The sequence below is a fragment of the Ferrimonas gelatinilytica genome (assembly GCF_039544205.1).
Lineage (GTDB): Bacteria > Pseudomonadota > Gammaproteobacteria > Enterobacterales > Shewanellaceae > Ferrimonas > Ferrimonas gelatinilytica.
On sequence record NZ_BAABLF010000013.1, the window covers coordinates 87052 to 112709 of the forward strand.

A 25658-nucleotide genomic window follows, 5' to 3' on the forward strand; every position below is an offset into this window, starting at 1 on the left:
TAGGGATGAAGGTTGAGGCTGTAAATAGCGACCAAGTGGACGGGATATCTTGCCGAGGTCGGCGTCCTACACACAGAAAAGCCCGGCAACTGCCGGGCTTTTGATTGGGATTATGGAAGGGCCTGGGCTTACTTCAGGTTGGTCTTCCACTCGCCTTTGACGCGCTCCTCAAGGAAGCGGGCTTTGTTGGCCTTGTCGGCTTTGTGATCGAAGCCGACCACTTCATGGGCCTTGGCCTTGGTGGAGATGTCCGGCAGGGCGACCGGTTGCTTCACATTAAGGGCGTCCAGTACGGTCTTCAGCTCGGCCTGGGCCTGCTCACCGATCTCCTTGGCGGAGGCCAGCAGACGCAGGGCTTCGCTCGGGTTGTGCACGTAGATGGCGTGAGAAGCGATGGCGTAATCCCAGCGCCACTGAGCGTGACGGATGTGCTGAAGCGCAGTCTTCATCTGCTCTTCGGTGGCACCGGCATCCCAGGCAGCTTTGGCTTCGAAGTGGGCCCGGATGATCACCGCTTCCGCGTCGCTTTGGGCTTGTGCGATCTTCGCCTTGTTGTCCTTCAGGTCGGCTTCCATATCCGCCTTGCTGTCGTGACAGGAGGCACACACCTGCTCGAAGTTATCCATGGCGTTGCCAACGTTGTGCATGGAGAACTTGCGGCCCTCTTCGTTGGTGGTCTTCGGCATGTGACAGTCGATGCAGGTGACGTCCATCTCGGCGTGCGTGCTGATGGCCCAGGTCTCGTATTCTGGGTGTTGTGCCTTGATCATCGGCGCCTTGGAGATCCCGTGGGTCCAGTCGGCGAAACCGATGGCGTCAAAATAGGCTTCGGCGTCTTCGGCGGTCAGGCCGTTGTCCCAGGGGAACTTCACGGTGTTGTTGTTGGTGGCGTCAAAGTAGTACTCGACGTGACACTGACCACAGGTTTGCGAACCCTTCATCTTGCGGCTTTGCTCAGCAAACGGCTGATCGATCACCTCCATGGCGCGCTCGGCATAGGGCCGCGACAGTGCCAGCTTCGGAGAGGTGCTGTCATGGCAGTCGGCACAGCCGATGGAGTTATCCATCTCGTGACCCCAGCTGCCCCATTTATGCGGCATGAAGCCCTCTTCGCCTTCGGATTCGATCAGGCGAGCGACGTCCGGCGTCTTACAGGACCAGCAGGCCGCCGGCATCGGACCATCCTTGTCGCCCTGCGGATAGCCGGTGCGCAGGGTCTGGATCACGTCGGTCAGGGCAAACTGGTGGCCGCGGGCCTTATTGTAATCCTTCATGAAACCGTAGCCGGCCCAGAGAACCACCAGGTTGGGGTTCTGTTCCAGCATGTCGACCACCTGGTCGGTATTTTCACTGCTGGCCCATGAGGCGTACTGGTTGGGGTATTTCTCTTTCCAGTTTTCGTTGTTGGCGTTCACCGGTTCCGCCAGGACCAGGGCAGGGCTGGCGGCGAAAGCGGTGGCCAGGGCAATTTTTTTAATCATTATTTTGGCTCTCATCATCCTGTTTGGCTGCCGGGTACCGACAGCAGGGACCAGCGTAAGAAAAGAGGGAAATGAGATGAATCAATTCAGTTAACTTCTTTTCAATATTTTCGTGTCACCAACAGAAAGCCCGGGGAAAAATGAAGATTTTTTCCTTGTGGGGCCGGTTTGTGTGTGGTCCGTCCAGTGGGCTTTTGGCGATTTAGCTTTTAAGAGTCTGTATGGGTGCAATTTTATGGTCAGAGGCAAGGTTGGGCCCGGAACACGCCTCTGAACGGCCATAGGCGTTCTGGATAGGTCTGCAGGGGCTGATCGGCGCTTCCCCCCTTGGTAGACTGGCTCCCACTTGTAACCTGACGATAACCAACCGGTGGCCTGACATGGAACGATCTGCCCCGGCCCTGCTGTTCTGGGTCGCCCTCTTTTTTCCTTTTTTTATCGCTGCCGAGACGCTCACCATCGAGCGGATCTTTGCGGACCCCCAGCTATCGGGGCAGCCTCCCCGAGCGCTGAAGTATGCCCCTGACGGCAGCCGGGTCACCTATCTCAAGGGACGTGCAGAGGATCAGCACCGCTACGATCTCTGGGAGTTTCATGTGGGAGACAATGCGCACCGCCTGTTGGTGAACGCGGATGAGCTCCATGGCGCCGAAGAGCGGTTGTCCGAGGAAGAGAAGGCGCGGCGTGAGCGACAGCGGATCCACGGCAGCGGCATCATGGAGTACCAGTGGGCGGATAACGCCAAGGCGCTGCTGTTCCCCCTGGCGGGGGATATTTTTTACTATGACCTCGCCGGTCAGCAGGCCCGTCACCTTACCCAAAGTGAGGCGTTTGAAACCGATGTCAAACTCTCCCCCAAGGGCCACTACGTCACTTTTGTTCGGGAGCAAAACCTCTACCTGATCTCCCTGGCGACCGGTCGCGAGCGGGCGCTGACCCGGGACGGCGGTGGTACGGTGAAAAACGCCATGGCGGAATACGTGGCGCAGGAGGAGATGGGACGGATGACGGGATACTGGTGGTCACCGGATGAACGGCGTATCGCCTACCTGCAGATTGATGAAGCGCCGGTGGAGGAGGTGGTGCGATCGGAGATCTACGCCGATCGGATCGAGATGGTCACCCAGCGCTACCCCAAAGCCGGCACCGCCAACGTCAGTTTTCGGCTCGGGGTTCTGGACGTGGACTCCGGCCGCACCCGCTGGCTGGATCTGGGTGACCTGCCTGATGGCTACCTGCCCCGGGTCAAGTGGCTGGATGGTGACCATCTCACTTATCAGTGGCAGTCGCGGGATCAGCAAACCTTGGCACTGCGACTGGTCGACCTCGACACGGGCAAAAGCCGTACATTGGTGCGGGAGCGCAGCGACAGCTGGATCAACCTGAATGACGATCTGCACTTTCTTGAGCAGGACCGTGGTTTTATCTGGGCCTCCGAGCGCAGCGGCTTTAAGCATCTTTACCTGTTCGACATGAATGGCCAGCGTCGCAAAGCGCTGACCCAGGGGGAGTGGGTTGTCGATCAACTGGAAGCAGTGGATGAGTCCGAGGGCTGGGTCTATTTCAGTGGCCGGCGGGAGAGTGTGCTGGAGCGCCACCTCTACCGGGTGGCTCTGGATGGCGAAGGGGAGATCGAACGGCTGAGCCAGCGTTCAGGCATGCATGAGTTCACCTTCGCCAAAAACGCCTCGGGTTATATCGATCGCTTCAGTGCCCCGGACACACCGCCCCAGGTCTCCCTCCACAACCGGGCGGGAAAGCGGTTTGCCTGGCTGGACAGGAATCAGGTGGTGCCGGGTCATCCATTGCACCCCTACATGGCGCAATGGATTATGCCCGAGTTCGGTACCCTTGAAGCCCCCGAAGGTCATACCCTGCACTACCGCCTCTACAAGCCGGCCAACTTTAACCCCAAGGCCCGGTATCCGGCGCTGGTGTACCTTTATGGCGGGCCCGGGGTGCAGTTGGTCTCCCGCGGCTGGGACAAACCCTTCAACCAGTACCTGGCCCAGCAGGGTTACGTGGTGTTCTCTATCGACAATCGGGGTTCCAACTACCGGGGTAAAGCGTTTGAATCGGCCATCTACCAGTCTATGGGCGGGCCGGAACTGGCGGATCAGCGCACCGGTGCACGCTTCCTGGCGGACCTCCCCTTTGTAGATGGGGATCGCATCGGTGTCTTTGGGCACAGCTACGGGGGCTACCTCACCCTGATGGCGATGCTGCGTGGTGGGGATCTCTTTGCCGCCGGGGTCAGCGGGGCCCCGGTGACCGACTGGGGGCTCTACGATACCCACTACACCGAGCGTTACCTGGGCCACCCGAAGCAGAATCCCGGGGCCTATGGCCGTGCCTCGGTACTGCCCTACACCGATGGCCTGTCGAAGCCCTTGCTGGTCTACCACGGCATGGCGGACGACAACGTTCTCTTTACCCACACCACCCGGCTGATCGCCAAGTTGCAGGACGAACGCAAGCCCTTCGAGTTGATGACCTACCCCGGGAAGAAGCACAGCCTGCGGGGGGAGGATACCCGGGTGCACTGGCACCGGATGATGGCGGACTTTTTCGACCGGCATCTGAAGCCGTAGAGCGGAGGCTCCTGACCGTTTGGTTTCATGTCAGCCAATAACATTCAAGCCCGCCATCAGGCGGGCTTGAATGTTATTGGGGAGAGGCTCATGCCGTCGATGGAAATGCCTCCGGAGAGCATGTCATGGCAGGAAAATTGGATGCTGGACGCTGATAGTTGCGCCGGTGTTTGGTACCTTGTAAGCGTCGCATGGTAGCGAGTTGAAAAAGATAGGGATTTTTATGAACGTAAAAGACATTTTGGGGTTGGTGCTGCTCACGGCCCTGCTGTCAGGCTGTGGCGGTGGCGACGCTGTGGAAACAGATAAGCCCTTTCCACCGGTGGTTCAGGTCGAATCACGGGAGGTCAACGAGGGGACATGGGTGACTCTGACCGCAGAGGCATCCGACAGTGATGGCACTGTGGAACAGTATCAATGGCGGCTGCCCGATGGGGAGTCGATCCCACTGGAGGGAGTGCAAACCGCCAGTGTCAGTTTTTTTGCACCGGAGGTGACACAGGACAGCACATTGCGGTTGGAGGTCACGGTCACCGATGATTCGGGCCTTGCGTCCACGGCCACTGCCACCCTGGTGATCAAGCAGGTCGTTGAGCCGCTGGCCCTGGTCGGCCAGCTCCCGCAAGCACTGCTAAGCCAGGCTGAGGTAACACTTGACCTGGGCGAGGGGGTTGACCCCATCACCGTTCAGAGTGATGCCGAGGGCGGGTTCCGTTTCGATCTCTTGGTGGATATTCCCAAGGAAAGGGTACTGAGCCTGACGGCGAAGGGACAAGGGGAGCGATCCCACATCGAGCTGCACTCGTTGTTAACCAGTTACGCAGTTCTCAGGGAGATGGCTTACGAAGATGGGGTGGTTGATCCGGTTGAGTTTTCCCGGCTGCGTCCCGACTTGATGACGACCGTCGAGGCCGTGCTGGCCCGGGAAGTGTCGATGCCGATCCAGGCTGAAACCCTGTACGACATCAAGCGGGCGGTGGATCCGCAACACCAGGTCCAGTTGGCCGGAGTGATGAGTCTTATGCTCACAGATCCGGCTTTTCCAGTGCCCGAGGGGCAAACCATCGTTTCGGTCTTTTCGCAGACCGGTATGTCCGCCATCGAAGCGCTGGATCACTATTACTCGCAGTTGGATATCGCCTATCGCTACGGGGCGACTTTTCTTGATGCGGCTGCCCGGCAGGTGAGTGAACACAGCGCACAATCCTCCTTTTTTAATTTTGCTTCCTTTGCCGAGGGAGAGCACCGCTTTACCCAAGCGATACAGCCAGGTTGGGTGCCCAACACAGGCTATCTGCTTGATCTGCAATCCGATGGCCGGGGATGGTTCGCGGAAACCACGTTCTCTCCCAGTCTGTTCCGTGCGGAAGCGATTCAGTGGGAGGTGGATGGGGGCGTGATGAGGCTGGCATATGAGCAGCCACTTTTTGACGCTGGTAACTACGAAACGCTAAATGCCGACGTTATCCGAGCCCGCTGGGGGGATGCGGCGGCGGACCAGTTTGAAACCCTGTGTCCTGGTTGGAACTGTATCAAGGATGTGTACGTGGAGTCCCAGATGACAGGCCGGACGTTTTACCGCCTGTCTAATGATCTCAATGCGCCCGTGGCAGAGCATGCACACCTGGTGGAGACACTCCATATTGACGATGTGTTCTCGGACTGGCAGGGGGAGAATCCCAGTCTTGAACTGGCGCGAGTGAAATATCACCGCCATCGGCATTGGAGCTGGATTAACGCAGTTTGGAGCGAGGCCCCAACCGGTACCTGGGCTCTGGTACTGCCCCAGGCTTTCGAGCGGCCGGAAGAGGCGGATTATACCACTACAGTCCCGGTTCCGGCGTCGGTGACTTTGCTGGAGAGCGGCGACTATCGTCTCGATGGGGAGATCGCGGGGCGCTGGCAGTTTGAGATGAATCGACTGACGTTGGAGACGGGGGATGGTTGGCAGGTCACCCTCACGCCCATCGAGATGGCGGATGGTATCATCAGCGCTTCGGTGACCATCAGTAATGGATCACTCCACTACCAAGGTATCCACTGGATTGTTCAGCAATCGGAACCGGCTGAACCTCTGGCACAGAAAGTCGTTCTCGACTGGCCGCTCATGCTTAGTGCCCAGTTGAGCCATGCCCTGGCCAGCTGCTGGGACGGAGCTTTGTCCAGCCTAGATTGGCTTGTGGGTTACAGGTTCTGGGAGGACGGCACTATGGGTCGTTACTGGGCAGAAGAGGATGCCGAGGGGTGGCAGTTGTTTCGGTCAGGGATTCAAAGGCATTGGAACGCCCTGTCGGACGCCGAGATAGTGTGGGAAAGCACGGGTCAAAATGCCAATGAACGTCGTCATTGGACCTACCTGAACACCAGCGATAGGGGGCGGATGATCTTGTTGGAACGGATCATGTACCAGTTTGACGATGGCAACCCCGACACTCTGGATCCTTGGGGGTACTGGGTTTACCCACGCATCAACGTCTTCGAGGCGCTGGATCTGGAGCAGTACGAGTGGGCCGAGCCCATTGCAGAGCAACAAGCGGTCTTGTCCGAAACCCGCCAGCCTGGTGAAATTGACAGATAGTCGCGATGAGCTTTCCGGACACAGAGGTGCCTTCAGGGCCCCTCTGTTTTTTTTGAGCTTGTCCCAACCCGTGCTGCCAGCCAGTGGGCTAGGGGATTGGCGCTGACGCCGTGCAGGATCAGGCTCAGGAGGACGGTGCAGGCCACCACATTGGCGATCAGGCTGGCCTGGGGCACATCGCTGTTGAGCACCATGATGGTGAAGACGACGCTGGCCAGGCCCCGGGGGCCAAACCAGCCGAGAAAAAGTTTACTGGGCATGGGCAGGCCACTGCCCGCCAGGCTGAGGATAATGGGCAGGATCCGCACCAGGGTTAGGCTGAGGACGGCGTAAAGCAGCACCTCCGGCGTGAGATCCAGCTCTGGCCCCACCACGGCCGCGCCGAAAACAAACCAGGTCAGCATTGCCAGACTGTCCCCGATCATCTCGTCCCCCTCGGTCGCGGGACGGGCGTGTTTTCGTGCCAGGTAACCGAAGGTCAGCCCACCGCAGAAAGCGGCGATATAGCCGCTACCGTGTAACGCCTGCGCGGCAGCAAACAGGGTCAGGGCCAAGGCGATGGCGGCGATCTTCAGCCAGTGTTCCGCAAGCCACCCCTGTCCGTGACATTGACGCAAAAATCCCGCAGCCAGTGCGGCTCCGCCAACCCCCACCAGGGCACCAATCCCCAGCTCTTCGGCAAAGAGTTGCAGCGCCATCGCGGCCTCGTGACCCTGACTGTGTTGGCCGGCCAGGGCGATAAACAGCAGCAGGAAGGGAACGCAGAGACCGTCGTTGAGTCCGCTTTCGGTGTTCAGGCCCTCCCGAACCGGGGCCGGCACCCTGGGGTTGGCGAACACACCTTTACCAAGCGCGGCATCGGTGGCGCCAAGGATGGTGGCGAGGATTGCCGCCTCCCAGATGCTTAGAGCGTCAAACGTCAGCAGGGCAAAAGAAAATCCCAGGAGTATGGCACCGGGTAGCCCCAGGAGCAGCATCCGAATCGGGATGGCCATGTGCTGGCGCAGCACCGTTCGGTCGGCGTTGGCGGCATCGCAAAAGAGGATCAGCGCCAGGGTGAGATCCGCCAGAAGTTTAAGCACAGAGCGCTCGATGTCGCCCTCGAACCAACCCAGGCCTACCGGGCCCAACAGAAAGCCGGCGGCTACGAAGAAGATGGGGCCGGAGAGTCGACTTTGCTCTATCCTTTTTGCGATGCCGGAGAAGAGCAGCAACAGCGTTCCGAACAGAACCATATCGATATACATGGAAATCCTTTATCTGGTCACGCTTATAGCGCTGGGCATCTGACGATCATGTCCGGGTTATCGCACCTGAATGGAGATACCGGAACCGGGTCAGCGTGGGGTATTGCGCTGCCAGCATGATGGGCTGACACGCGTTTGGGCAACAGCCTGCTTGCCCAGAATGAACGGCTCAGGTAGGGTTTGCGCCCTAAAATAAAATATAGCGGCGGGCTGGCCAAAGGGTTGGTAACCGTCGGAAAGTAGGGATATCTGTGATGAAAAAGTCATTCGTACGTACGCTGTGTGGTCTGGCACTGATGGGCACCGCCGCTGCCGAAGCCAACGTAAAACTGGGTTTTGGCGTGGATCAGGGACTGGGTGTGATGCTCCAGTTCAACAATAAGGTGAACGCCTTTGTCGGTAACGATGGCCTGAGTGTTGACTATCTGTTTGTTCGCAAGCGTCTGGCGGATATGGAAGGCACCCCGCTGAACTGGACCCTGGGTGCCGGCGGCTTCGCCGAGTGGAACCACGGCTTCGGCGTTCGCGTCCCTCTGGGCCTGGAAGTGCCTTTCGCCCGCGGTTGGGATGCCATGGTATTCGCGGCCCCCGCGTTTGACTTCGATGACACCAAGTTCCAGCTGGATCTGGGGATCGGCGTTCGCTACGCCTTCTGAATCCTTTTTGCTAGAAAAAACGCCAGCCCTCGCGGCTGGCGTTTTTTTTATTGTCTGCCTGATAGCGGCTTGGCACTCAAACCGGGCCGATCACGGTCATGACGCTTGCCCCTTCGCCAACTGTTGATTGACCTGGTCCAGGAGGGTCAGGCACTGCTGCCGAAGTTGCTCCAGGGCTGCCTTGTCCACATCGAAGCTGTCATAAAGGCAGCGGTGGGCCTCGAACAGCGGGGCCTGCAAGGCGCCGCCGGAATCGGTCAACACCACCCGTTTGGCACGCTCATCCTCAGGGTCCGGTTGACGGACCAGCAACCCCTTCTCCTCGAGGCGCTTGACGATCGGGGTGATGGTGCCGGGGTCCAGCCGGGTGCGCTGGGAGAGAACTTTGAGTGGCACGCTGTCCTGCTGCCACAGTGCCAGCATCACCAGGAACTGCGGATAGGTGAGTCCAAAGGGGGCCAGCAGCGGCCGGTAGAGGCGGATCACCGCGTTGCTGGCGCTGTAGAGCGCGAAGCAGAGTTGGTTATCCAGGCTGGGCCGGTAGGGAGCATCACTTTTCATGGGGTCAGTATATCCGCTCGGCCTGTCGCTGGAAATAAGTTTGCGCACAAAGTAATTGCTTCACGCCCTCGTTCACAGTAGAGTATTTCCATCTACTTTGTGCGCAAACTAAAAGAGGGAGTGCCCCATGGCGTTATATACCGCCCGTGCCGAGGCGTCGGCTGGCCGTAACGGTCAGGCCCGCAGTGACGATGGCAAACTGGATCTTCAGCTCAACTACCCCAAGGCATTGGGTGGCAGTGGTGAGGGAACCAATCCGGAGCAGCTGTTTGCTGCCGGTTACGCGGCCTGCTTCTCCAATGCCGTGCTGTTCGTCGCCAAGGAGATGAGAGTAAAGCTCGACTCTGCGCCGGTGGCGGCAGAGGTCAGCCTGCTGTCACAGGAGGTCGGATTCGCCCTCGGTGTGGCACTGACGGTTACCCTGGCGCTGCCCCAGGCGGAGGCAGAGGCGTTGGTGGCCAAAGCTCACCAGGTGTGCCCATATTCCAATGCATTGCGTGGTAACGTGGACGTTGTCATTACAGTGAAAGGAGTCGAACAATGAGTGAAGTCAGTCGTGGTTGGGTGCTGAAGCACTATCCCCAGGGAGTGCCGGATAAGGCCTGTGTCGCTTTGGAGTCCCAACCCTTGCCGGAACTGGCGGAGGGACAACTGTTGATCCAGAACCGCTGGCTGTCGGTGGACCCTTACATGCGTGGCCGTATGACCCCGGTGAAAAGTTACGTTCCGCCCTTCGAGCTGGGTGAGGTGATGCAGGGCGGTGCCGTGGGGGAGGTGATCGCTTCCCGCCACCCGAAGTTTGCCGTGGGTGACAAGGTGCTGCATATGCTCGGCTGGCGTGACCTGGCCCTCAGCGATGGTAGCGGTGTCACACCGCTGCCCGCCAGTGGTGCGCCCCTGCAAAGCTACCTGGGGGTGCTGGGGCTAACCGGCCTTACCGCCTGGGCGGGGCTCAATCGTGTCGGCGAACTCAAGGCGGGGGATACCCTGTTCGTCTCCGGTGCCGCTGGCGCCGTGGGCTCTGTGGTGTGCCAGTTGGGTAAGCTTAAGGGGGCCAAAGTGATCGGCTCGGTCGGCAGCGACGAGAAAGCCCGCTACCTGACCGAGGAGCTGGGCGTCGATGGGGTGATCAACTACAAGCGTGCCGACAATCTCCGTTCTGCCCTCGCCGAGCAGGCGCCGGAGGGGATCAGCTTCTATTTCGACAACGTCGGTGGCGATCACCTGGAGGCGGCCATCGCCAATATGCGCGACTTTGGTCAGCTGGTGATCTGCGGGATGATCGATCTGTACAACAGCGATGGTACCCGTCCGGGGCCCCGTAACCTGGCGGAGATCATCCGTCGTCGCCTCCAGATCAAGGGGTTCATTGCCACGGATCATATGGCGGACTTCGGTGAGTTTGCCAAAGAGGTGGGCCAGGCGGTAGCCAAGGGACAGATCAAGGGGGAGGAGACGATCTACGAAGGGCTGGAGTCCGCCTTCGACGCCTTCCTGGGCCTGTTCAGCGGTGCCAATACCGGCAAGATGCTGGTCAAGTTGTGAGGCGGGGATGGGGTCTAAGTTCCTAGATCCTAGAACTTAGATCCTAGAACCTAAATGGCTGTTCCTAAATATGCTCCACTTTCGTGAAAGCTCGGGCTCCCTGGGCTTTGCTTCGGCTCTTAGGAACTAGGGCCTAGAACCGAGTTCCTAAGAGCTTTGTGCTCCACTGCATCAGGTTGCTCTCGCGAACGGTAGGGTGTAGCACAATTCGGAACAGTTATTTAGAACCCAGGATCGGGTACTTAATCCCATAAAAAAGCCCGCCAAGTTGGCGGGCTTTTTTTGTTACCGACAGGTTCAGTTTGCGGCGATCTTGGCCAGTACCCGGCCGGCAGCGGCGATGGTCGCCTCGATATCTTCGTCGCTGTGGGCCATGGAGAGGAAGCCGGCTTCGAAGGCGGAGGGCGCCAGGTTCACCCCCTCCTCCAACATGCCGTGGAAGAACGCCTTGAACTGCTCCATGTTGCAGCGGGAGACCTGCTCGAAGGTGGTGATCTGCGCCTCGTCACTGAAGAAGAGGCCAAACATGCCTCCGACCACGTTGATCGCTATGGGAACGCCGGCCGCTTTGGCCTGGGCCTGGATCCCTTCCGCCAGTTTACGGGTCTTGGCGGCCAGCTCCTCGTACAGGCCCGGTTGCTGCAACACTTCCAGTTGGGCCAGGCCCGCCGCCATGGCAACCGGGTTACCGGACAGGGTGCCCGCCTGGTAGACCGGGCCGTTGGGGGCCAGGTGTGCCATCACATCAGCGCGACCACCAAAGGCGCCCACCGGCATGCCACCGCCGATCACCTTGCCCAGGCAGACCAGATCCGGCTTGATGCCGTAGTGACCGTGGGCGCCATCCAGGGCGACGCGGAAGCCGGTCATCACCTCGTCGATGATCAATAGCGCGCCGTGCTGGTCGCACAGCTCGCGCAACCCTTCGAGGAAGCCGGGTACCGGCGGGATGCAGTTCATGTTACCCGCGACCGGCTCCAGGATGATCGCGCCGATCTCTCCGGGGTAGGCTTCGAACAGAGCTTTTACCGAGTCCAGCTTGTTGTAGTCGGCGGTCAGGGTGTGCTTGGCAAAATCCGCCGGTACGCCGGGGCTGGTGGGCTCACCGAAGGTAAGCATGCCGGAGCCGGCTTTTACCAGAAGGCAATCGGCATGGCCGTGGTAGCAGCCTTCAAACTTGATGAACTTGTCACGGCCGGTGAAGCCCCGGGCCAGGCGCAGGGCGGACATGGTGGCTTCGGTGCCGGAGTTCACCATACGAACCTGCTCGACGCTGGGCAGCAGCTTGCAGATCAGCTCCGCCATCTCCACTTCGGCAGCAGTCGGGGCGCCGAAGGAGAGTCCCTTGTGGGCCGCTTCAATGACCGCATTGCGGATGCTGTCGTGGTTGTGGCCCAGGATCATCGGGCCCCAGGAGCCGACGTAATCGATGTAGCGGTTGCCGTCGACATCAAACAGGTAAGCGCCATCGGCGCTGTCGATAAACAGCGGGGTGCCGCCGACCCCTTTGAAGGCACGTACCGGTGAGTTGACGCCACCGGGGATGGTCTGCTGGGCCTGGTCAAACAGAGTTTCGCTGCGAGTCATGGGTTTTCCTTGATCCTGTTGGCCCTGAGGCCGAATACGGGCACCGTTGCGGTTTGGGGATGCCCGGAAGGTTGAATTCCAGTGAGGGGAGGGTGGCATTTTGTGATGGGGTTGATCAAGAGGGGTGGATCACAGCGGGATGAAAAGCATTCGGTGAGGGTCAAGTAACCCCGGCTCACCCATGGTGTGGCCGGGGGCAGGGATCAGCGCCGTTCGGTCATGATCTCGCGGGAGAAGCTCTTTTCGCAGTAATGACACTTGAGCCGGATCGCTTCCCCCTTCTGGCTGACGGTGAAGCGGGTGCTTACCGGTTCGCTGTGGGTGATGCAGTTGCTGTTGGGGCACTGAAAGACACCGCGGATCTGCTCCGGCAGGGAGAGCTGCAGCTTGCGAGTCACCTCGTAGTTCTCGATCTGGTTGACGGTGCAGTTCGGGGCCAGCAGCGCCAACTGATTGGCCAAGTCTTCGTCGATAAAGAGGTTCTCGATCTTGATCAGGTCCTTGCTGCCCTGGGCTGAGGAGGGCAGGTTGAGGCCGATGGTGATGCGATTTTCCGACTTATGCAGTTGAAACAGGCGCAGCACCTTGATGCCCGAATGGGCGGGGATGTGATCGATGACGGAGCCGTTCTTGATCGCCTCGACCTGAAGTTGATTCTCTTTGCGCATGACCGGGCTCCTTATCCGTTCAATACCAGGCTCAACAGCGCCTGGCGTGCATAGATGCCGTTTTCCGCCTGCTGGAAGTAGTAGGCATAGGGGGTGCTGTCGACGTCGGTGGTGATCTCATCCACCCGGGGCAGGGGATGCAGCACCTTGAGGTTGTCGCGGGCGTTCTCCAGCACCTTGGCGGTCAGGACATAGGCAGATTTGACATGGGCGTACTCCGACTCGTCGAAGCGCTCCTTCTGTACCCGGGTCATGTAGAGGATATCCAGCTCGGGGATCACCGCGTCCATGTTGTTGAGCTGATGGTAGCGGATGCCGGCCTCGTCCAGCTCCTCACACAGGTAATCCGGCATCGCCAGTACCTCCGGTGCGATGAAGTAGAAGGTGATGTTGTCGAACTTGGAGAGCGCCTGGGTCAGGGAGTGGACGGTGCGTCCGTACTTGAGATCACCGACGAAGGCGACGTTGAGGTTATCCAGCCGACCCTGGGTTTCGTAGATGGAGAACAGGTCCAGTAGAGTCTGGGAGGGGTGCTGGTTGGCCCCGTCGCCACCGTTGATGATGGGGACGCCGTTGGAGTACTCCGCTGCCAAACGGGCGGCGCCCTCCTGGGGGTGGCGCATGACGAAGGCATCCACGTAGGAGCTGATCACCTGTACCGAGTCGGAGAGGGTTTCGCCTTTTTTCGCCAGCGAAGTGTTGCCGCCGTTGTCGAAGCCGATGATGCTGCCGCCAAGGCGCTGGACGGCGGTTTCAAAGGAGAGCCGGGTACGGGTGGAGGGCTCGAAGAAGCAGCTGGCGATCACCTTGTTTTTGAGAAGGGTGGGGTCCGGCTCTGCTTTGAGCCGTCCGGCGGTTTCGATAATAAGCTCCAGTTCGGAACGGGTCAGTTCCGGGATGGAGATGATGTGCTTTCGGTATAACGAACTCGCCATGACACCTTCCCTCGTGGCTATGGGTACAAACAGCTTTCGAAAAAAAGCCTCCGAAAGGAGGCTTCATTCATCAGTCGAACGGCAACAGCGGCGCCTTGCCCTTTGGGCGGCATTGAACGGATTGAGCGGTGCTGTCTTTCATGGCCGGTTCGAACTGGGTAAATTTGGCAAAATTATACCCCCATTTGCCTATGGCGCAAGCCGATGCAAGCCAGGGGAAATCCCTGATTGTTCAGCCGAACGGCCACAGTTTCCCCAGGGGTTGCGGGCTATATCTGCTCGGTGCGGAAATAGCGATGCAGGGCAGCCCAGCTGATCAGTCCCACCGGCGTATCGGGGTGTTTATGGTAGATGTAGACCATGCCGGTGCGTTTGGGCTCCAGCAGACGGTAGACCTCGGCCAAGGATGCGGTATCCGGCAGGCCGGGCAGGGGTTCCCGTTTCAGGGGACTGCCAGGATGATCGGCGAAGTCGTTACGCAGGGTGATAAGAGATTGCCCCTCCTCAGTGGCCATCAGCAGCCGGCTCCCCTCGGCCTGATTCAGCAACGCCAGCTGCTCCACTTCGGAGAGGCCGGGACGCACCGCCACCAGGTCTTGGTCCATCAGGCTCAGTACCCCGGTTCTCTGCAATACCTGCTCCAGCGGCGGCACCTTGTAGGGCAGCCCCATGATATCCAGCTGGCGCAGGAAGATCGCCTGAGCCCCCAGTCCCTGTTGCGCCACCAGGAAGGCGGGCAGGGTGACCATCAGGAAGGGAACGATGACGCTGGCGTTATCCGTCAGCTCCACCAGGGCCATCAATGACGCCAACGGGGCGCTGAGACAGACCCCCATCATGGCGGTCATGGTGATGGCGGCGTAGAGCCCGTGATACTCGCTCACCTGAGGAAGAAGCGGTGAGAGGATCACCACCAGCAGGGCACCGAGCAGGGCGCCGATCCCATATAGGGGGCCAATAAGACCGCCGGGGATCCCCAGCCCCAGGGCGGCGATGGTCAGTATCACCTTGCCCAGCAGCAGGGTGCCCACCAGGGGCAAACTGATCTCTGCGCTGTGGGAGAGCAGCACTACCGCTTCCTCACCTCCCAGTGCACCGGGGATCAGCACCCCAACCAGGGCAGTGATGGTGCCCGCCAGCAGGAAACGCAGCCATAGCGGCCACGGAGCACTCACCCGGGTGGTACCGAGCAGGGCGCGGTTGAACAGGGCAGCCACGCAGCCCACCACCAGGCCAAACAGGATCAGGGTGGGGTAGTGCTCCAGTGGCATCCGCAACAGCTCCAGCTGGTCGTACATATGGTGCTCGCCGACGATGGCGCGATAGATCACGGCGCCGGTGATGGCCGAGATGGTGATGGGCAGGATGTAGTGGATCTTGTAGTCCCGAAGCACCACCTCCAGGACAAAGAGCACTCCGGCGATGGGAGTATTGAAAATGGCGGCGATCCCCGCGGCGATGCCGCAGGAGGAGAGGATCCGCATGGTGTTGTCCGGCAGATCCCAACGCTTGGTGATCATGGTTGCGGCGGAGGCGCCGATATGGACCGCCGGCCCCTCTTTACCCACGGAGAAGCCCGTAGCCAGGGCCACAACGGCGTAAAAGAACTGGCTGACCCCGGAGCCCAGGGGCAGGCGTCCGTAGTGGCATTTGATCCGGTGGATGACGTAGGCGATCCCCATCCGACGGTACGACGCCTTGGAGTGGCTGATCAGTTGATGGATAACCGCGGCTCCGGCGATGGGCAATGCGATTCGCATCCACAGCGGGAGCTGGGTAAAATCGTCCGACTCGACCCAAAGCAGGGTCTGCAAACCGGTAATGGCGAATTTGAACAGGACGATCAGACCGCTGGCAAGTAATCCCACCAGCAGCGCCAGCAGGCAAAGTTGCAGGCTGATCCTGGGGTTGGATAGGCGAAACTTGTGCTCTGTGATCATCTCTGCATCGTTCGGTGACCCATGGCAGTAAGCTTATCATCTGGAAATAGAAGAAAACTAATATGATCCAATATTTACGTCACCGGGCCCATGCCCTGGCTGCCTGGGAAAGGCAGCTCAACCCCCGCGGTAGCGTGCTCGGTGGGTTACTGTTGCTGGCCCTGCTCAGTGGCGCGGGCTTGCAACGCCTGAGTCAGTGGAGCATGGGCCAGCAGTTTGCCGAGCTTCAGAATGCCCAGGAGCAGTGGCAGCAGCAGAAGCTCGAGTTGGAGAAACAGCGAGCGGCGCTGGAGCTGGAGCTAAAGATGGAGCAGCAGAGCCAGCAGGAGACCCGGGCGCTGATGGCACATCAGCGGGAGCAGATGAACGTGCTGGAGCGGGAGCTGACCTTCTACCGCAGCATCATGGCACCGGAGCAGACCGCCGATGGGGTCTTCGTGCATGACCTGGTACTGGATGAAACCGCCAACCCGCAGCGCTTCCGGCTCCGACTGGTGCTGACCCAGCAGAAGGTGCGTAAGCGCTTTGCCAGGGGCAGTGTGAGCCTGAATATTGAGGGTACGCTGGCAGGAAAACCCCACAGTATCCCGGTGCAGGAGGAGAGTCTTCCGTTCGGTTTTCGCTATTTCCAGCAGTTGGAAAGCGAAGTTATCTTTCCGGATGGCTTTTTCCCGGAGGAGTTGACGGTGCAGATCCGATTGCCCTCAGGCTCCGGTCAGAGTGCTGCCCGTGGCGCCAGCCGCTACCCTGTGTCCGAGTTGATCAGTGAGACCGCCCTCCAAAGGCTGAAGGAGAAAGCTTGAATGCTTTAGTCGGGTATTGGATAATCGCCCGGTCCAAGATTGAGAGGTAATCATGACTGCTGCCGTTGAACAAGCCATGCCGATTGAGTTTTCCGATGCCGCTGCCGCCAAAGTGAAGGCGCTGCTGGAGGAGGAGGAGAATCCGCATCTGAAGCTGCGAGTCTATGTCACCGGCGGCGGTTGCTCCGGATTCCAGTATGGCTTTACCTTCGATGAGAAAGTTAATGAAGGGGACTTCACCATCGAGAAGTCCGGCGTAACCCTGCTGGTGGATGCCATGAGCCTGCAGTACCTGGTGGGTGGTGAGGTGGATTACACCGAGGGATTGGAGGGTAGCCGTTTCTTCGTCAGCAACCCCAACGCAACCTCAACCTGTGGTTGCGGCGCCTCCTTCTCCGTCTGAGCTGCCATTGGTACCTCGACGCCCGGTCCTGTTCTGCAGGCCCGGGCGTTTCTGTCTCTGAGGCTCTGCCCGGCATCGGCTCAAACACTCCTTCGTTTGCTGCCCTTCGCGGGTGACGGATATGCGCCCCCGGCGTCGAAGGAGGTGTGTCGCGAGTTAAGCTCTGGCGAACTGGTGACCGCTTCCACTGAAGCACAATACATTTTGTTGCAGTCCTCTTTTAACGACAAATAAGAGGCTTACTCCTATTTTGGCGAGACCGGGTCGACAGCCGGACCAGGATGGCATTTAGTTACTGGATAGTTGTTGGCGCGGGTGGGCTGAGCCTGCCCCAAGCAGTAGCGCTGGAGACCCCCATGGGCAGAGCCATTCACCGTCGAAAATTCCACCTGTACGGCCGGGCACGTCCCGGTGATCTTCCCTGGGAGCTGCGCTGGACCCGTGAGCTGGACTGGCGCCGCTTGCCCTGGGATGCGCTCTGGCACCAGTTGAAAGAGGGAATTGCTCTCACCCTGGCTGTCCTACTGGTGCTGTCAGTTGTCGTTGTCGCTTTGAGAATGAACGACGCACTGACGGTCGCGGCTCAGGCTTCCGGCTCGAGAGTGGATAGCATCGCGGTCCTGACCGAAAGCGATCTGGCGCATCGAGTCGCCTGGTTGCGTGGTCGCGTGGCGCAGCAGCAGGCTCGGGTTCGGGAGATGGAGTGGCGGCTGGCGGTGGCAACGCCGAACCTTCCCCGCAGCGTGCAGCCAACGGCGGAGCAGGTGCAGCGGGAGCGGATGAAGCTGGCAGCGCTGCGCCGGGAACTGGTGTTGTTGACCCCCTAAGCGAAGCACTTCCCCCCTTTTCTCCCCCCTCATGCCGTCACTCCGATTCACACTGCGGCTCTATTCGTGTCGTTGGCATCGAATCGATTGGGGAATGACGCGGGGCGCCGTGCCCCGCTTCGACGTTACTCAAGGGCGAATTTCATCTCTACTGAGGTGCGGGCAGGCACGGGTTTGCCCTGGTCAAACTTGGGGGCGTAGCGCCACTGTTTCAGCGCCTTCAGCGTTTCCTTGGCAAACGCTTTGTGGCCTTCGCTCTCCTTGACCTCGGGATCCTGCACGAACCCTTGCTCATCGATGGTGAACTCCACCACCACATGGCCCTCTAGGCGTCGCCTGGCGGCAGCAATGGGGTAGTCGGGGGCAATGCGCACCAGCGGCGTCTGCTCCTGGGCGTCGCTCCAGGGCACCATATTGCCGATCGCCTGGCAGTGGGGGGTGGCCAGATCCCGTTTGCCGACCGCCTCGTAAAGCTCCACCAACCGGGCATGTGCGGCCAACTCATAGGGGTAGTCAAAGCTCAGATCGGAGAAGGCTTCGACCACGGTTCCAAAGTGCTGGATCGCCGTTTTCTTCCGTCCTCGGGCCATCTCGATCTGCCCCATCTTGAACTCGGCCTTAACTCGCTCCAAGGCGTTTTCTGGCAGTTCGGCCCGATAGGTCTCCAACGCTTGATCCATCCAACGCCAGGCCTTACGTTGACCACTGAGGCTGTGGCTCAGGCGGTCAAACCCGGCCACCTGGGCCGCGGCGCGCTGCAGCGATGTGCCCTGTTCATCGGCAATCTCGATGGCGCGCTCGAGCAGAGTGATCGCCTCCTTGTCATCCTCGCTGGCCCGTGCTTGCCCCACCAAAGGATCCAGCAGCGTCAGCGCCTCGTTCCCATCGACGGCCTCGAGGCTGGTGAGAGCGGCCTCGAAGGCGCTGTGGGCCTCGTCCTTTCGCTCAAGCGCCAGCAGGCTGTTGCCCCAGTTGAACGCCAGGTTGATGGTGTTGTCGTGTTCCGGCCCCAGGGTTTCCAAGGCAATTCGGTACGCCTGGGCCACCTGCTGCTCTGCCTCGGCGGGGTCGCCGGCGGCGAGGGCGGATTGGTAGGCGTGGTAGTGTTGCATTAGGGCGTCGGAGCCTGGCTCCTGTGCCCGTAGGGGGGAGCCCAGCAAAGTGGCGCTGAGTAGGGGGATAAGTATCCATTGGGACTTCATAATAAACCTCCATGTTTCACAACGGCTTATAATACAAACTCACCAGTGGGTACATCATGTGTGCATCGTCGCGTGCCCTGTATGGATGCCAGACCACGACCTCATATTTTGCGATGATTGTTGCCGTGAATGGGCCAAGCGTGGTGCCGTAACAAAGTGACACGATGGCCTCGGTGAAGCGGCAGGCTGTTGTTTTAATGGGGAGAGAATCCGGGGAGTATGGGTCAAAACCTTGTGAAGGCGATGCGCCTCTTTATCCGATTTTTGCTGCTTGGCTGCGTCAGCTTCGGGGGGCCGGCGGCGCACCTGGGTTACTACCACAAAGAGTTCGTGGAAAAGTCCCGCTGGCTGGGGGAGTCCGAGTTCGCCCGCATGGTGGCGCTGTCCCAGTTCCTGCCCGGGCCCGGTTCCAGCCAGGTGTGCTGTGCCATCGGCTATCGACGGGCGGGACTGGTCGGGGCCATGGCGGCGTTTCTCGGCTTCACTCTGCCCTCCTTCCTGCTGATGTCGATGCTGGCCCAGGCCAGCGCGGACAGAATGGCCCTGGGGGTGGTGCCCCTGGTGATCCAGGGACTGAAACTGCTGGCGGTGGTGGTGGTCGCTGACGCAGTGTGGGGGATGGCGGAGCGCTTTTGCCGAAGCGCCCTGCACTGGGGGTTGGCCTGTGGCAGCGCCATGGCGCTGATGCTGTTCCCCGGACTCTGGATTCAGTGCCTGGTGTTGGTGGTGGCGGCATTGATCGCCGGTTGCCTCTCCTGCGAACGAGAGAATACTGCCAGTACCGTCGCATATCGCTGGCCCAAGAAGGTGCCGATGATGCTATTTGTTGCGGCCCTGCTGCTGGTGCTGTGGCCAACGGAAGGGCACGTGTTGGGGATCTTTTCGGACTTTTTCCAGGCGGGCAGCCTGGTGTTTGGCGGTGGTCACGTGGTCCTCCCCCTGTTGCAGCATACGGTGGGGGAGTCGATGGACCCGGATCGTTTCCTGACCGGCTACGCCGCGGCACAGGGGCTGCCCGGCCCGGTCTTTACCCTGGCGGCGTTTCTCGGGGTGGAGCTGATGCCTGAGCACCCCTGGCTGGGGGCGCTGGTGGCCACTTTGGGGATCTTCCTGCCCGGGCTGCTGTTGATGTTGGCACTGCTACCCTGCTGGGAGGGGCTGGCCAGCCGGCCACGGCTGGGGGCGGCGGCTGCGGGGATCAATGCGGCGGTGGTGGGCCTGCTGTTCAGCGCCCTTTACCAGCCGGTGTTTGTCAGCGCCGTCCTTTCCGCCCGTGACATGGCGCTGGTGGTCCTGGGGTTGTTTCTGCTTCGCGGACGACAGTGGCCGGTCCTGGCAGTGCTGATGACGATGGTGGGGCTTCACCTTTGGATCCCGGGCGCACATTGACCGGGTAACCTATTCTTGGGTTTCTCACGGGGATAGGGTGCATGGGAGGGAGTATGGCGGTGAATCGGGTGACGGAGCGGCGACGAGTCCAGCGGCGCTGTGGGGGCGATCGGCGTGCCGAACTGCGTTGGGAGGGGTGGCGTCTGGGGCGCCGCCAGGGCCGGGGTCGTCGTCTGGAGGATCAGCTGGGGATCATGGCATGCTAACGATTCCCATCAATGGCGTGGTGTCGCTTTCGCTGACGATTCAGAGGCTCTTCTGCCACAGGCCGACATCATGCCAACGTTCAAACTTGTAACCCACCGACTTGAGCAATCCACAAGGTCGAAAGCCCAGTTTTCGATGCATCCCTTCACTAACCGGATTGGGGCTGGTGATCACCGCCAAAACCTGAGTGATCCCCTGCGCTTTGAGGGCCTCAAGCAGCGCCGATGTTAACTTCTGTCCAATCCCCTGTCCCTGAGCCGATTCGGCCAGGTAGACGCTGATCTCCGCACAAAAACGGTAGGCGCTGCGCGGCTTGTAGTGATTGCCGTAAGCGTAGCCCACCACCTCTTCCGCCGACACGGCCACCAGGACCGGGAATTCGGTTCCAATGGTTGTCAACCGCTGTGCCATGGTCTCTGCCGCCAGGGGCTGCTCCTCGAAGGTGGCGCTGTGATTCAAGATGGCGTGGTTGTAGATCGCCAGCACTGGCGCGATATCTCCGTGTTGAAAAGGGCGGATCTGAATCGTCATGGTGCGCTCCCTTTTGCTGGGCAAAGTGATGGCTATGGGGAAAAATGATGCAGCCAGGGCCGGACTCCGGTACCGGAAACCATATTTTTGCGCGTTGATTTTCAGTATGTTGTCATGGTTTTTTCAGTCGGTAAAGCGCACTAAGGAAGGGAGTCGAGGCGATGGATGAGCGTGTAAGCGTACGAATAGAGGGCGGCATCGGTTATGTCTGCCTGCAGCGGCCAGAGAAGCGAAACGCCTTGGACCTGAAGATGTTCAAGGCGATCGTCGCGGTGCAGAAACGGCTGGCGCGGGCACCGGATTTGCGCGGGGTGATTCTCTCCGGGGCCGGGGAAGATTTCTGCTCGGGGCTGGATGTGCGCTCGGTGACGCAGGCACCGACCCAGGTGTTGAGGCTATTGTGGAAGTGGTGGCCAGCCCGGGCCAACCTGGCCCAGCGGGTCTGTACTGGTTGGCGCGACCTGCCGGTGCCGGTCATGGCGGTGCTGCACGGACGGTGCTGGGGGGGCGGATTGCAGATCGCCCTGGGGGCAGATTTCCGCTTCGCCACGCCCGACTGTGATCTCTCGGTGATGGAGGGGCGCTGGGGATTGCTGCCGGATATGGGGGGGAACCTGGCGCTCAGGGAGCAGTTGCGCCAGGACCAGGCACTCTGGCTGGCGATGAGTGCAGACAGCGTCGATGCCGAGCAGGCCAAGGCGATGGGGCTGGTAACCGATCTGGCCGCGGATCCCATGGCCCTGGCTCGATCCCGCATGGCCCAGCTGATGGAGCGCTCCCCCGATGCCCTGGCGGCCACCAAGCGGTTATTCCGGCGTCATGGTGTGCCGGGCCAGGGGCGGGTGATGGCGGCGGAAAGCTGGAGCCAGCTGCGATTGCTGCTGGGCCGCAACCAGCGCATTGCCACCGCGCGCAGCCAGGGTAAATCCCGCGAGTATCAACCCAAGGCCCGGTGGTAGCGGGGCAGAACTTAGGCAAAAAAAGACCCGCCATCGAGGCGGGTCTTCTGTTACCGGGGAGGGATCACTTTCTGTCGCCGTCCTTGTCTGCCGCGGTAGCTCGACGCAGACCGGCGTTGATCAGCTCAACATCCCCCGGGGCCAGGGTGCCCGCCGCCTGTTTCAGGGTCAGGATCGACAGAATGTAGTTGTAGCGGGCATCGGCGAGTCGCTGCTTGGCCTGGTAGAGCTGACGGGTGGAATCAAGCACATCGACGATGGTCCGGGTGCCGACCTCGAAACTGGCTTCGGTGGCCTTGAGGGCACTCTCAGCGGAAACCACGGATTGCTCGAAGGCTCGGATAGAGCTCAGAGCGCTGTTGACGTTGTTGAGGCTGGCTCGGGTATTACGCACCACGGCACGGTAGTTCTCTTCCAGCAGTTGCTGGGCACCGACGTAGTTGGCTTGTGCCTCTTTAACCAGGCTGCTCACCCCCAGTCCAGAGAAGATGGGGACGTTCAGCTGAACCGCAACGGTGCCCTGGTTGTAGTTGTCGAGGCCGTTGAATTTATTGGCATCGAGACCGAAATTATCGCTGTAACTGGCGCTCAAACCGATGCTCGGCAGGTGACCTGTCTTGGCCAGGCTGATCTGCTCCTTGGCGATCTCGACGCTGAGGCGGTTGATCAGCAGCTGCAGGCTGGACTCCTCAGCGATATCGAGCCACTGCTCGTGCCTATTTGGCGTCGGCTGGCTGGGGCTGAAGCGTTCGGTGTCGAGGATGCTAAGATCGCTGTGGGTCAGACCTGTAATCTCCCGCAATGCCTCAAGGCTGTTCTCCAAGCTGTTTTCGGCACTGATCTCGTCGGCGGAGGCGAGATCGTACTGGGCCTGGGCCTCGTGCACGTCGGTGATGGCGGTCAGGCCGACAGCGAAGCGCTGCTTGGTTTGCTCCAATTGACGCTCAATGGCGCGCTTGTTGGCGCGAACAAAGTCCAGGTTGTCCTGAGCCGACAGCACGTCGAAGTAGGCGCTGGCTACCCGTACGATCAGGGTCTGCTCAGCCTGGGTGAACTGCAGCTCGGCGCGGGCGGCGGCCTGTTTGCTGAGATCCAGGTTGACGTAGTTGGCATGGTCATAGATGCTCTGATCCAGACGGAAGGTCCCCTGCCAGAGGTCGGTTTCTGACTCCGGTGAGAGGTCATTCTGAAACGTATTGCTGTAGGTCAAGGCGGCATTCAGTTGTGGCAGCAGGCTGGCTCGGCTCTGGCCAATGACTTGATAGGCCGCATCGCGGTTGGCGCGCGCTTGAAGCAAAATCGGATCTTTATCCAAGGCCTGTTGGTAGATCTGCAGCAAATCATCGGCTGACGCAACGGGTGAGGTGGATGCAAAGCCCACTGCTATGCAGATAGAGCGCAGTTTGAGGTTCATTACCCTTCCTTAAGAATGTGTTCCTGGCGACAGGTCGGCTTGCCGAAATGGGTTTCCAAGCGAGTCACCAGATGCCCTAGACGATTGAAATTATGGCAATAACATTTAGCTGAATTCTTAGAGTTTAATTCAACGCGGATCCAGACAACAAGTGTAACAGTTTACGCTTAATGTAAGCTGTTGATATCAGATGAAGGAGCTGGCATGTCGAAACCGCCGCAGCAGTTTGGCCCGGGTCACGTCGAAATTGTGTCACAAAAGCCTTTGCATCAGGGCTTTTTTCAGATGGTGGAGATCCAGTTTCGTCACCCGCTGTTCGCCGGGGGGCGAAGCGACACCGTGGTGCGGGAGGTGTTCGAGCGCGGCGATGCCGTGGTGGTGCTGCCCTACGATCCGGTGGCGGATGCCGTGGTATTGATCGAACAGCTCAGGGTTCCGGCACTGCGAACCAGCGAAACGCCCTGGCTGCTGGAGCTGGTGGCGGGGATCATCGAGCCGGATGAGGCCCGTGAGCAGGTCGCTCGACGGGAACTGATGGAGGAGACCGGCCTTAAAGCCCACTCGCTTCGTTACCTCAGCAGCTTTCTCACCAGTCCTGGCGGCTGCAGTGAGCGGCTCTATCTGTACCTGGCCGAGGTGAGGGTGCCTGACGAAGGGGAGGCGCCGGGGCTGTTCGGGCTGGAGAGTGAACACGAGGATATTCGGCGTCACGTGGTTTCTCGTCAGCAGGCGCTGGAGTGGGTCGCCGAGGGGCATATCGACAACGCCAGCTCTATCATCGGTTTGCAGTGGCTGGCCCTCAACCACACCCGCCTCTTTGGCCGTGAATGATGAGTGCCCGCGAGTATCGTCCCAGCCTGGATAAGCTGCTGCGCCTGTGTGAACGCAACTACGGCCGTCTTTGCGCTCTGCTGAGTCAGGCACGCGAACGTCAGGGGCGTCGCCGGCATTATCTCTGGCGCCATCGGGATGAACCGCTGCAACTGGAGATCGTGATCCTGGAGCAGACCCCTTACACCGAGCGCCTCAAAGTACGTCGTCTGGCACCGCCGCTGCCCTTCGTGAACGCCCCTGAACTCGAGTTGCGGCTCTACCACGACGCCCGGGTGGCAGAAGTGTTAAGTGGGCAGCAATTTTTGCGTTTGCTGCCCCGTTATCCCTATCCGAATCGACGTATGCTGCAGCGTGACGAAAAATTTCAGGTTAACCTGTTCCTCGCTGAGTTGCTGGAGCAGTTTGCCCAGCATGAGTGGCAGTTGGTCAGTTTGAGCGAGGAGAAAGGCAGGTCGTGATTGAGCGAGTGGAGTCCATCGTCCCCCAGGCCGAGGACGGCAGCGTGATTTTGGCGCAGTTGAGTGACCCCCACCTGTTTGCCGATCGTGACAACGTCTTTCTGGGGATAAACCCCTACAACAGTTTGAGCCAGGTGGTGCGCCAACTGAGTGATGAACCCGGCGTCGACCTAGTGCTGGCCAGTGGCGATCTCAGCCAGGATCACAGCGAAGCCTCCTACCGTCAGTTTGCTGACCTGGTGGCCCCCCTGGGCAAGCCGGTGGTGGCCCTGCCCGGCAATCACGATGCCATCAACTTCATGGCCCGAAGCCTGGCGGACACTCAGGTGGCCATGCCACCGCGGGTGATGATGGGCGACTGGCAGATGATCCTGCTTAACTCCGCGGTCACCGGGCTGCCCTCAGGTCATGTGCCGCTGATCCAGCAAAGCTGGCTCAAGCGCATCCTGGAGGAGACGGAAGAGACGCCGACCCTCATTGCCCTGCATCACCACCCGGTGCCCACGAACTGTGCCTGGCTGGATCAACATAGCCTGGATAATGGGCAGGAGTTCCTGGCCCTGCTCAGTCGCTATCCCCAGGTCAAGGCGGTGCTTTTTGGCCACATCCACCAGGAGATGGACTGCCATGTCGGCGGCCTTCGTCTGCTCGCGGTGCCCTCAACCAGTATTCAGTTCCTGCCCCGAAGCCGTGGCTTCGTGCTTGACTCCCGTCAGCCCGGCTATCGTTTGCTGCGTTTGTATCCGGATGGTAGCATCGATACCCAAGTTAAACGTCTGACCGGCGGAGAGTTTGTCCCCGATCCCAGCGCATCAGGTTATTAGCATCGGGTGATGGGCGCC

24 protein-coding genes are annotated in these 25658 nt (G+C 60.1%); 14 read left to right on the forward strand and 10 right to left on the reverse strand.

All coding sequences use genetic code 11. From position 1 onward, the window contains the following. Positions 1-128 precede the first annotated feature (128 nt). Positions 129-1496 (reverse strand): ammonia-forming cytochrome c nitrite reductase, encoded by a 1368-nt coding sequence (gene nrfA / locus ABD997_RS10385; protein WP_425557067.1) that lies wholly within the window; start codon positions 1494-1496, stop codon positions 129-131. 365 nt (positions 1497-1861) lie between these two features. On the opposite strand from nrfA, the gene ABD997_RS10390 reads away from it, so the two are divergent. Both ABD997_RS10390 and ABD997_RS10395 read left to right on the forward strand, forming a co-directional pair. After that, the gene (locus tag ABD997_RS10390; protein ID WP_345316946.1) at positions 1862-4072 is read left to right on the forward strand and encodes a S9 family peptidase; all 2211 of its coding nucleotides are present in this window, start codon (positions 1862-1864) and stop codon (positions 4070-4072) included. Positions 4073-4295: 223 nt separating this feature from the next. Beyond that, entirely contained in the window at positions 4296-6650 is a 2355-nt protein-coding gene (locus ABD997_RS10395; RefSeq protein WP_345316947.1) for a PKD domain-containing protein, read from the forward strand. Between the two features lie 32 nt (positions 6651-6682). On the opposite strand, the gene ABD997_RS10400 is transcribed toward ABD997_RS10395, so the two are convergent. Beyond that, positions 6683-7897, reverse strand: a complete 1215-nt coding sequence (locus ABD997_RS10400; RefSeq protein ID WP_345316948.1) for a cation:proton antiporter — start codon at positions 7895-7897, stop codon at positions 6683-6685. Positions 7898-8151: 254 nt separating this feature from the next. Here ABD997_RS10400 and ABD997_RS10405 point away from each other — a divergent pair, with 254 nt between their 5' ends. Beyond that, entirely contained in the window at positions 8152-8553 is a 402-nt protein-coding gene (locus ABD997_RS10405; protein ID WP_345316949.1) for a hypothetical protein, read from the forward strand. Between the two features lie 96 nt (positions 8554-8649). Here ABD997_RS10405 and ABD997_RS10410 read toward each other — a convergent pair whose 3' ends face one another. Next, positions 8650-9114 (reverse strand): MarR family winged helix-turn-helix transcriptional regulator, encoded by a 465-nt coding sequence (locus tag ABD997_RS10410; protein WP_345316950.1) that lies wholly within the window; start codon positions 9112-9114, stop codon positions 8650-8652. A 127-nt stretch (positions 9115-9241) separates the two neighbouring features. Here ABD997_RS10410 and ABD997_RS10415 point away from each other — a divergent pair, with 127 nt between their 5' ends. Then, the gene (locus ABD997_RS10415; protein ID WP_345316951.1) at positions 9242-9658 is read left to right on the forward strand and encodes an organic hydroperoxide resistance protein; all 417 of its coding nucleotides are present in this window, start codon (positions 9242-9244) and stop codon (positions 9656-9658) included. Continuing rightward, the gene (locus tag ABD997_RS10420) at positions 9655-10659 is read left to right on the forward strand and encodes an NADP-dependent oxidoreductase (protein WP_345316952.1); all 1005 of its coding nucleotides are present in this window, start codon (positions 9655-9657) and stop codon (positions 10657-10659) included. The genes ABD997_RS10415 and ABD997_RS10420 overlap by 4 nt, the downstream gene beginning before the upstream one ends. Before the next feature lie 297 nt (positions 10660-10956). Here the strand turns inward: ABD997_RS10420 and hemL are convergent, their stop codons facing one another. From hemL to ABD997_RS10440, 4 genes are all read right to left on the reverse strand, one after another. Continuing rightward, positions 10957-12246 (reverse strand): glutamate-1-semialdehyde 2,1-aminomutase, encoded by a 1290-nt coding sequence (hemL, locus tag ABD997_RS10425; protein ID WP_345316953.1) that lies wholly within the window; start codon positions 12244-12246, stop codon positions 10957-10959. A gap of 203 nt (positions 12247-12449) precedes the next feature. Continuing rightward, a complete protein-coding gene (pyrI, locus tag ABD997_RS10430; RefSeq protein ID WP_345316954.1) occupies positions 12450-12914 on the reverse strand; it encodes an aspartate carbamoyltransferase regulatory subunit in 465 nt (154 codons plus the stop codon). 11 nt (positions 12915-12925) lie between these two features. Further along, complete coding sequence (gene pyrB, locus ABD997_RS10435) at positions 12926-13849, reverse strand: aspartate carbamoyltransferase (protein WP_345316955.1); 924 nt, start codon at positions 13847-13849, stop codon at positions 12926-12928. Positions 13850-14118: 269 nt separating this feature from the next. Further along, positions 14119-15789 (reverse strand): chloride channel protein, encoded by a 1671-nt coding sequence (locus tag ABD997_RS10440; protein ID WP_345316956.1) that lies wholly within the window; start codon positions 15787-15789, stop codon positions 14119-14121. A 62-nt stretch (positions 15790-15851) separates the two neighbouring features. Here ABD997_RS10440 and ABD997_RS10445 point away from each other — a divergent pair, with 62 nt between their 5' ends. From ABD997_RS10445 to ABD997_RS10455, 3 genes are all read left to right on the forward strand, one after another. After that, the gene (locus ABD997_RS10445) at positions 15852-16592 is read left to right on the forward strand and encodes a DUF6776 family protein (protein ID WP_345316957.1); all 741 of its coding nucleotides are present in this window, start codon (positions 15852-15854) and stop codon (positions 16590-16592) included. Between the two features lie 52 nt (positions 16593-16644). Beyond that, positions 16645-16995 (forward strand): iron-sulfur cluster insertion protein ErpA, encoded by a 351-nt coding sequence (gene erpA, locus ABD997_RS10450; RefSeq protein ID WP_345316958.1) that lies wholly within the window; start codon positions 16645-16647, stop codon positions 16993-16995. 356 nt (positions 16996-17351) lie between these two features. Continuing rightward, entirely contained in the window at positions 17352-17822 is a 471-nt protein-coding gene (locus ABD997_RS10455) for a hypothetical protein (protein WP_345316959.1), read from the forward strand. 125 nt (positions 17823-17947) lie between these two features. Here the strand turns inward: ABD997_RS10455 and ABD997_RS10460 are convergent, their stop codons facing one another. Then, positions 17948-19024 (reverse strand): TonB family protein, encoded by a 1077-nt coding sequence (locus ABD997_RS10460; protein WP_345316960.1) that lies wholly within the window; start codon positions 19022-19024, stop codon positions 17948-17950. A gap of 219 nt (positions 19025-19243) precedes the next feature. On the opposite strand from ABD997_RS10460, the gene chrA reads away from it, so the two are divergent. Both chrA and ABD997_RS10470 read left to right on the forward strand, forming a co-directional pair. Continuing rightward, positions 19244-20413: a chromate efflux transporter gene (chrA, locus tag ABD997_RS10465; RefSeq protein WP_345316961.1), complete on the forward strand. Its 1170-nt coding sequence runs from the start codon at positions 19244-19246 to the stop codon at positions 20411-20413. Between the two features lie 53 nt (positions 20414-20466). Then, positions 20467-20619, forward strand: a complete 153-nt coding sequence (locus ABD997_RS10470) for a hypothetical protein (RefSeq protein WP_345316962.1) — start codon at positions 20467-20469, stop codon at positions 20617-20619. A 40-nt stretch (positions 20620-20659) separates the two neighbouring features. On the opposite strand, the gene ABD997_RS10475 is transcribed toward ABD997_RS10470, so the two are convergent. Then, entirely contained in the window at positions 20660-21151 is a 492-nt protein-coding gene (locus ABD997_RS10475) for a GNAT family N-acetyltransferase (RefSeq protein WP_345316963.1), read from the reverse strand. Between the two features lie 161 nt (positions 21152-21312). Between ABD997_RS10475 and ABD997_RS10480 the strand changes: the two genes are divergently transcribed. Then, on the forward strand, positions 21313-22110 hold the full coding sequence (locus tag ABD997_RS10480; protein ID WP_345316964.1) for a crotonase/enoyl-CoA hydratase family protein: 798 nt from the start codon (positions 21313-21315) through the stop codon (positions 22108-22110). A gap of 64 nt (positions 22111-22174) precedes the next feature. On the opposite strand, the gene tolC is transcribed toward ABD997_RS10480, so the two are convergent. Continuing rightward, positions 22175-23524 carry an outer membrane channel protein TolC gene (gene tolC / locus ABD997_RS10485; protein ID WP_345316965.1) on the reverse strand — a complete coding sequence of 450 codons (1350 nt, stop codon included), beginning with the start codon at positions 23522-23524 and terminating at the stop codon, positions 22175-22177. 204 nt (positions 23525-23728) lie between these two features. Here tolC and nudF point away from each other — a divergent pair, with 204 nt between their 5' ends. From nudF to cpdA, 3 genes are read left to right on the forward strand one after another with little or no spacing between them, the layout of a single operon-like run. After that, positions 23729-24355, forward strand: coding sequence for an ADP-ribose diphosphatase (gene nudF / locus ABD997_RS10490; RefSeq protein WP_345316966.1), 627 nt, complete (start codon positions 23729-23731; stop codon positions 24353-24355). Beyond that, the gene (locus tag ABD997_RS10495; protein ID WP_345316967.1) at positions 24352-24816 is read left to right on the forward strand and encodes a DUF1249 domain-containing protein; all 465 of its coding nucleotides are present in this window, start codon (positions 24352-24354) and stop codon (positions 24814-24816) included. The genes nudF and ABD997_RS10495 overlap by 4 nt, the downstream gene beginning before the upstream one ends. Continuing rightward, positions 24813-25640, forward strand: a complete 828-nt coding sequence (cpdA, locus tag ABD997_RS10500) for a 3',5'-cyclic-AMP phosphodiesterase (protein ID WP_345316968.1) — start codon at positions 24813-24815, stop codon at positions 25638-25640. Before ABD997_RS10495 ends, cpdA begins: the two co-directional genes overlap by 4 nt. Positions 25641-25658: the final 18 nt, after the last annotated feature.

What these genes read in the sequence shown, in the direction of transcription:
- nrfA (WP_425557067.1), bottom strand. Translation starts at nt 1,496, where the DNA reads ATGAGAGCCAAAATAATGATTAAAAAAATTGCCCTGGCCACCGCTTTC.
- ABD997_RS10390 (WP_345316946.1), top strand. Translation starts at nt 1,862, where the DNA reads ATGGAACGATCTGCCCCGGCCCTGCTGTTCTGGGTCGCCCTCTTTTTT.
- ABD997_RS10395 (WP_345316947.1), top strand. Translation starts at nt 4,296, where the DNA reads ATGAACGTAAAAGACATTTTGGGGTTGGTGCTGCTCACGGCCCTGCTG.
- ABD997_RS10400 (WP_345316948.1), bottom strand. Translation starts at nt 7,897, where the DNA reads ATGTATATCGATATGGTTCTGTTCGGAACGCTGTTGCTGCTCTTCTCC.
- ABD997_RS10405 (WP_345316949.1), top strand. Translation starts at nt 8,152, where the DNA reads ATGAAAAAGTCATTCGTACGTACGCTGTGTGGTCTGGCACTGATGGGC.
- ABD997_RS10410 (WP_345316950.1), bottom strand. Translation starts at nt 9,114, where the DNA reads ATGAAAAGTGATGCTCCCTACCGGCCCAGCCTGGATAACCAACTCTGC.
- ABD997_RS10415 (WP_345316951.1), top strand. Translation starts at nt 9,242, where the DNA reads ATGGCGTTATATACCGCCCGTGCCGAGGCGTCGGCTGGCCGTAACGGT.
- ABD997_RS10420 (WP_345316952.1), top strand. Translation starts at nt 9,655, where the DNA reads ATGAGTGAAGTCAGTCGTGGTTGGGTGCTGAAGCACTATCCCCAGGGA.
- hemL (WP_345316953.1), bottom strand. Translation starts at nt 12,246, where the DNA reads ATGACTCGCAGCGAAACTCTGTTTGACCAGGCCCAGCAGACCATCCCC.
- pyrI (WP_345316954.1), bottom strand. Translation starts at nt 12,914, where the DNA reads ATGCGCAAAGAGAATCAACTTCAGGTCGAGGCGATCAAGAACGGCTCC.
- pyrB (WP_345316955.1), bottom strand. Translation starts at nt 13,849, where the DNA reads ATGGCGAGTTCGTTATACCGAAAGCACATCATCTCCATCCCGGAACTG.
- ABD997_RS10440 (WP_345316956.1), bottom strand. Translation starts at nt 15,789, where the DNA reads ATGATCACAGAGCACAAGTTTCGCCTATCCAACCCCAGGATCAGCCTG.
- ABD997_RS10445 (WP_345316957.1), top strand. Translation starts at nt 15,852, where the DNA reads ATGATCCAATATTTACGTCACCGGGCCCATGCCCTGGCTGCCTGGGAA.
- erpA (WP_345316958.1), top strand. Translation starts at nt 16,645, where the DNA reads ATGACTGCTGCCGTTGAACAAGCCATGCCGATTGAGTTTTCCGATGCC.
- ABD997_RS10455 (WP_345316959.1), top strand. Translation starts at nt 17,352, where the DNA reads ATGGGCAGAGCCATTCACCGTCGAAAATTCCACCTGTACGGCCGGGCA.
- ABD997_RS10460 (WP_345316960.1), bottom strand. Translation starts at nt 19,024, where the DNA reads ATGAAGTCCCAATGGATACTTATCCCCCTACTCAGCGCCACTTTGCTG.
- chrA (WP_345316961.1), top strand. Translation starts at nt 19,244, where the DNA reads ATGGGTCAAAACCTTGTGAAGGCGATGCGCCTCTTTATCCGATTTTTG.
- ABD997_RS10470 (WP_345316962.1), top strand. Translation starts at nt 20,467, where the DNA reads ATGGCGGTGAATCGGGTGACGGAGCGGCGACGAGTCCAGCGGCGCTGT.
- ABD997_RS10475 (WP_345316963.1), bottom strand. Translation starts at nt 21,151, where the DNA reads ATGACGATTCAGATCCGCCCTTTTCAACACGGAGATATCGCGCCAGTG.
- ABD997_RS10480 (WP_345316964.1), top strand. Translation starts at nt 21,313, where the DNA reads ATGGATGAGCGTGTAAGCGTACGAATAGAGGGCGGCATCGGTTATGTC.
- tolC (WP_345316965.1), bottom strand. Translation starts at nt 23,524, where the DNA reads ATGAACCTCAAACTGCGCTCTATCTGCATAGCAGTGGGCTTTGCATCC.
- nudF (WP_345316966.1), top strand. Translation starts at nt 23,729, where the DNA reads ATGTCGAAACCGCCGCAGCAGTTTGGCCCGGGTCACGTCGAAATTGTG.
- ABD997_RS10495 (WP_345316967.1), top strand. Translation starts at nt 24,352, where the DNA reads ATGATGAGTGCCCGCGAGTATCGTCCCAGCCTGGATAAGCTGCTGCGC.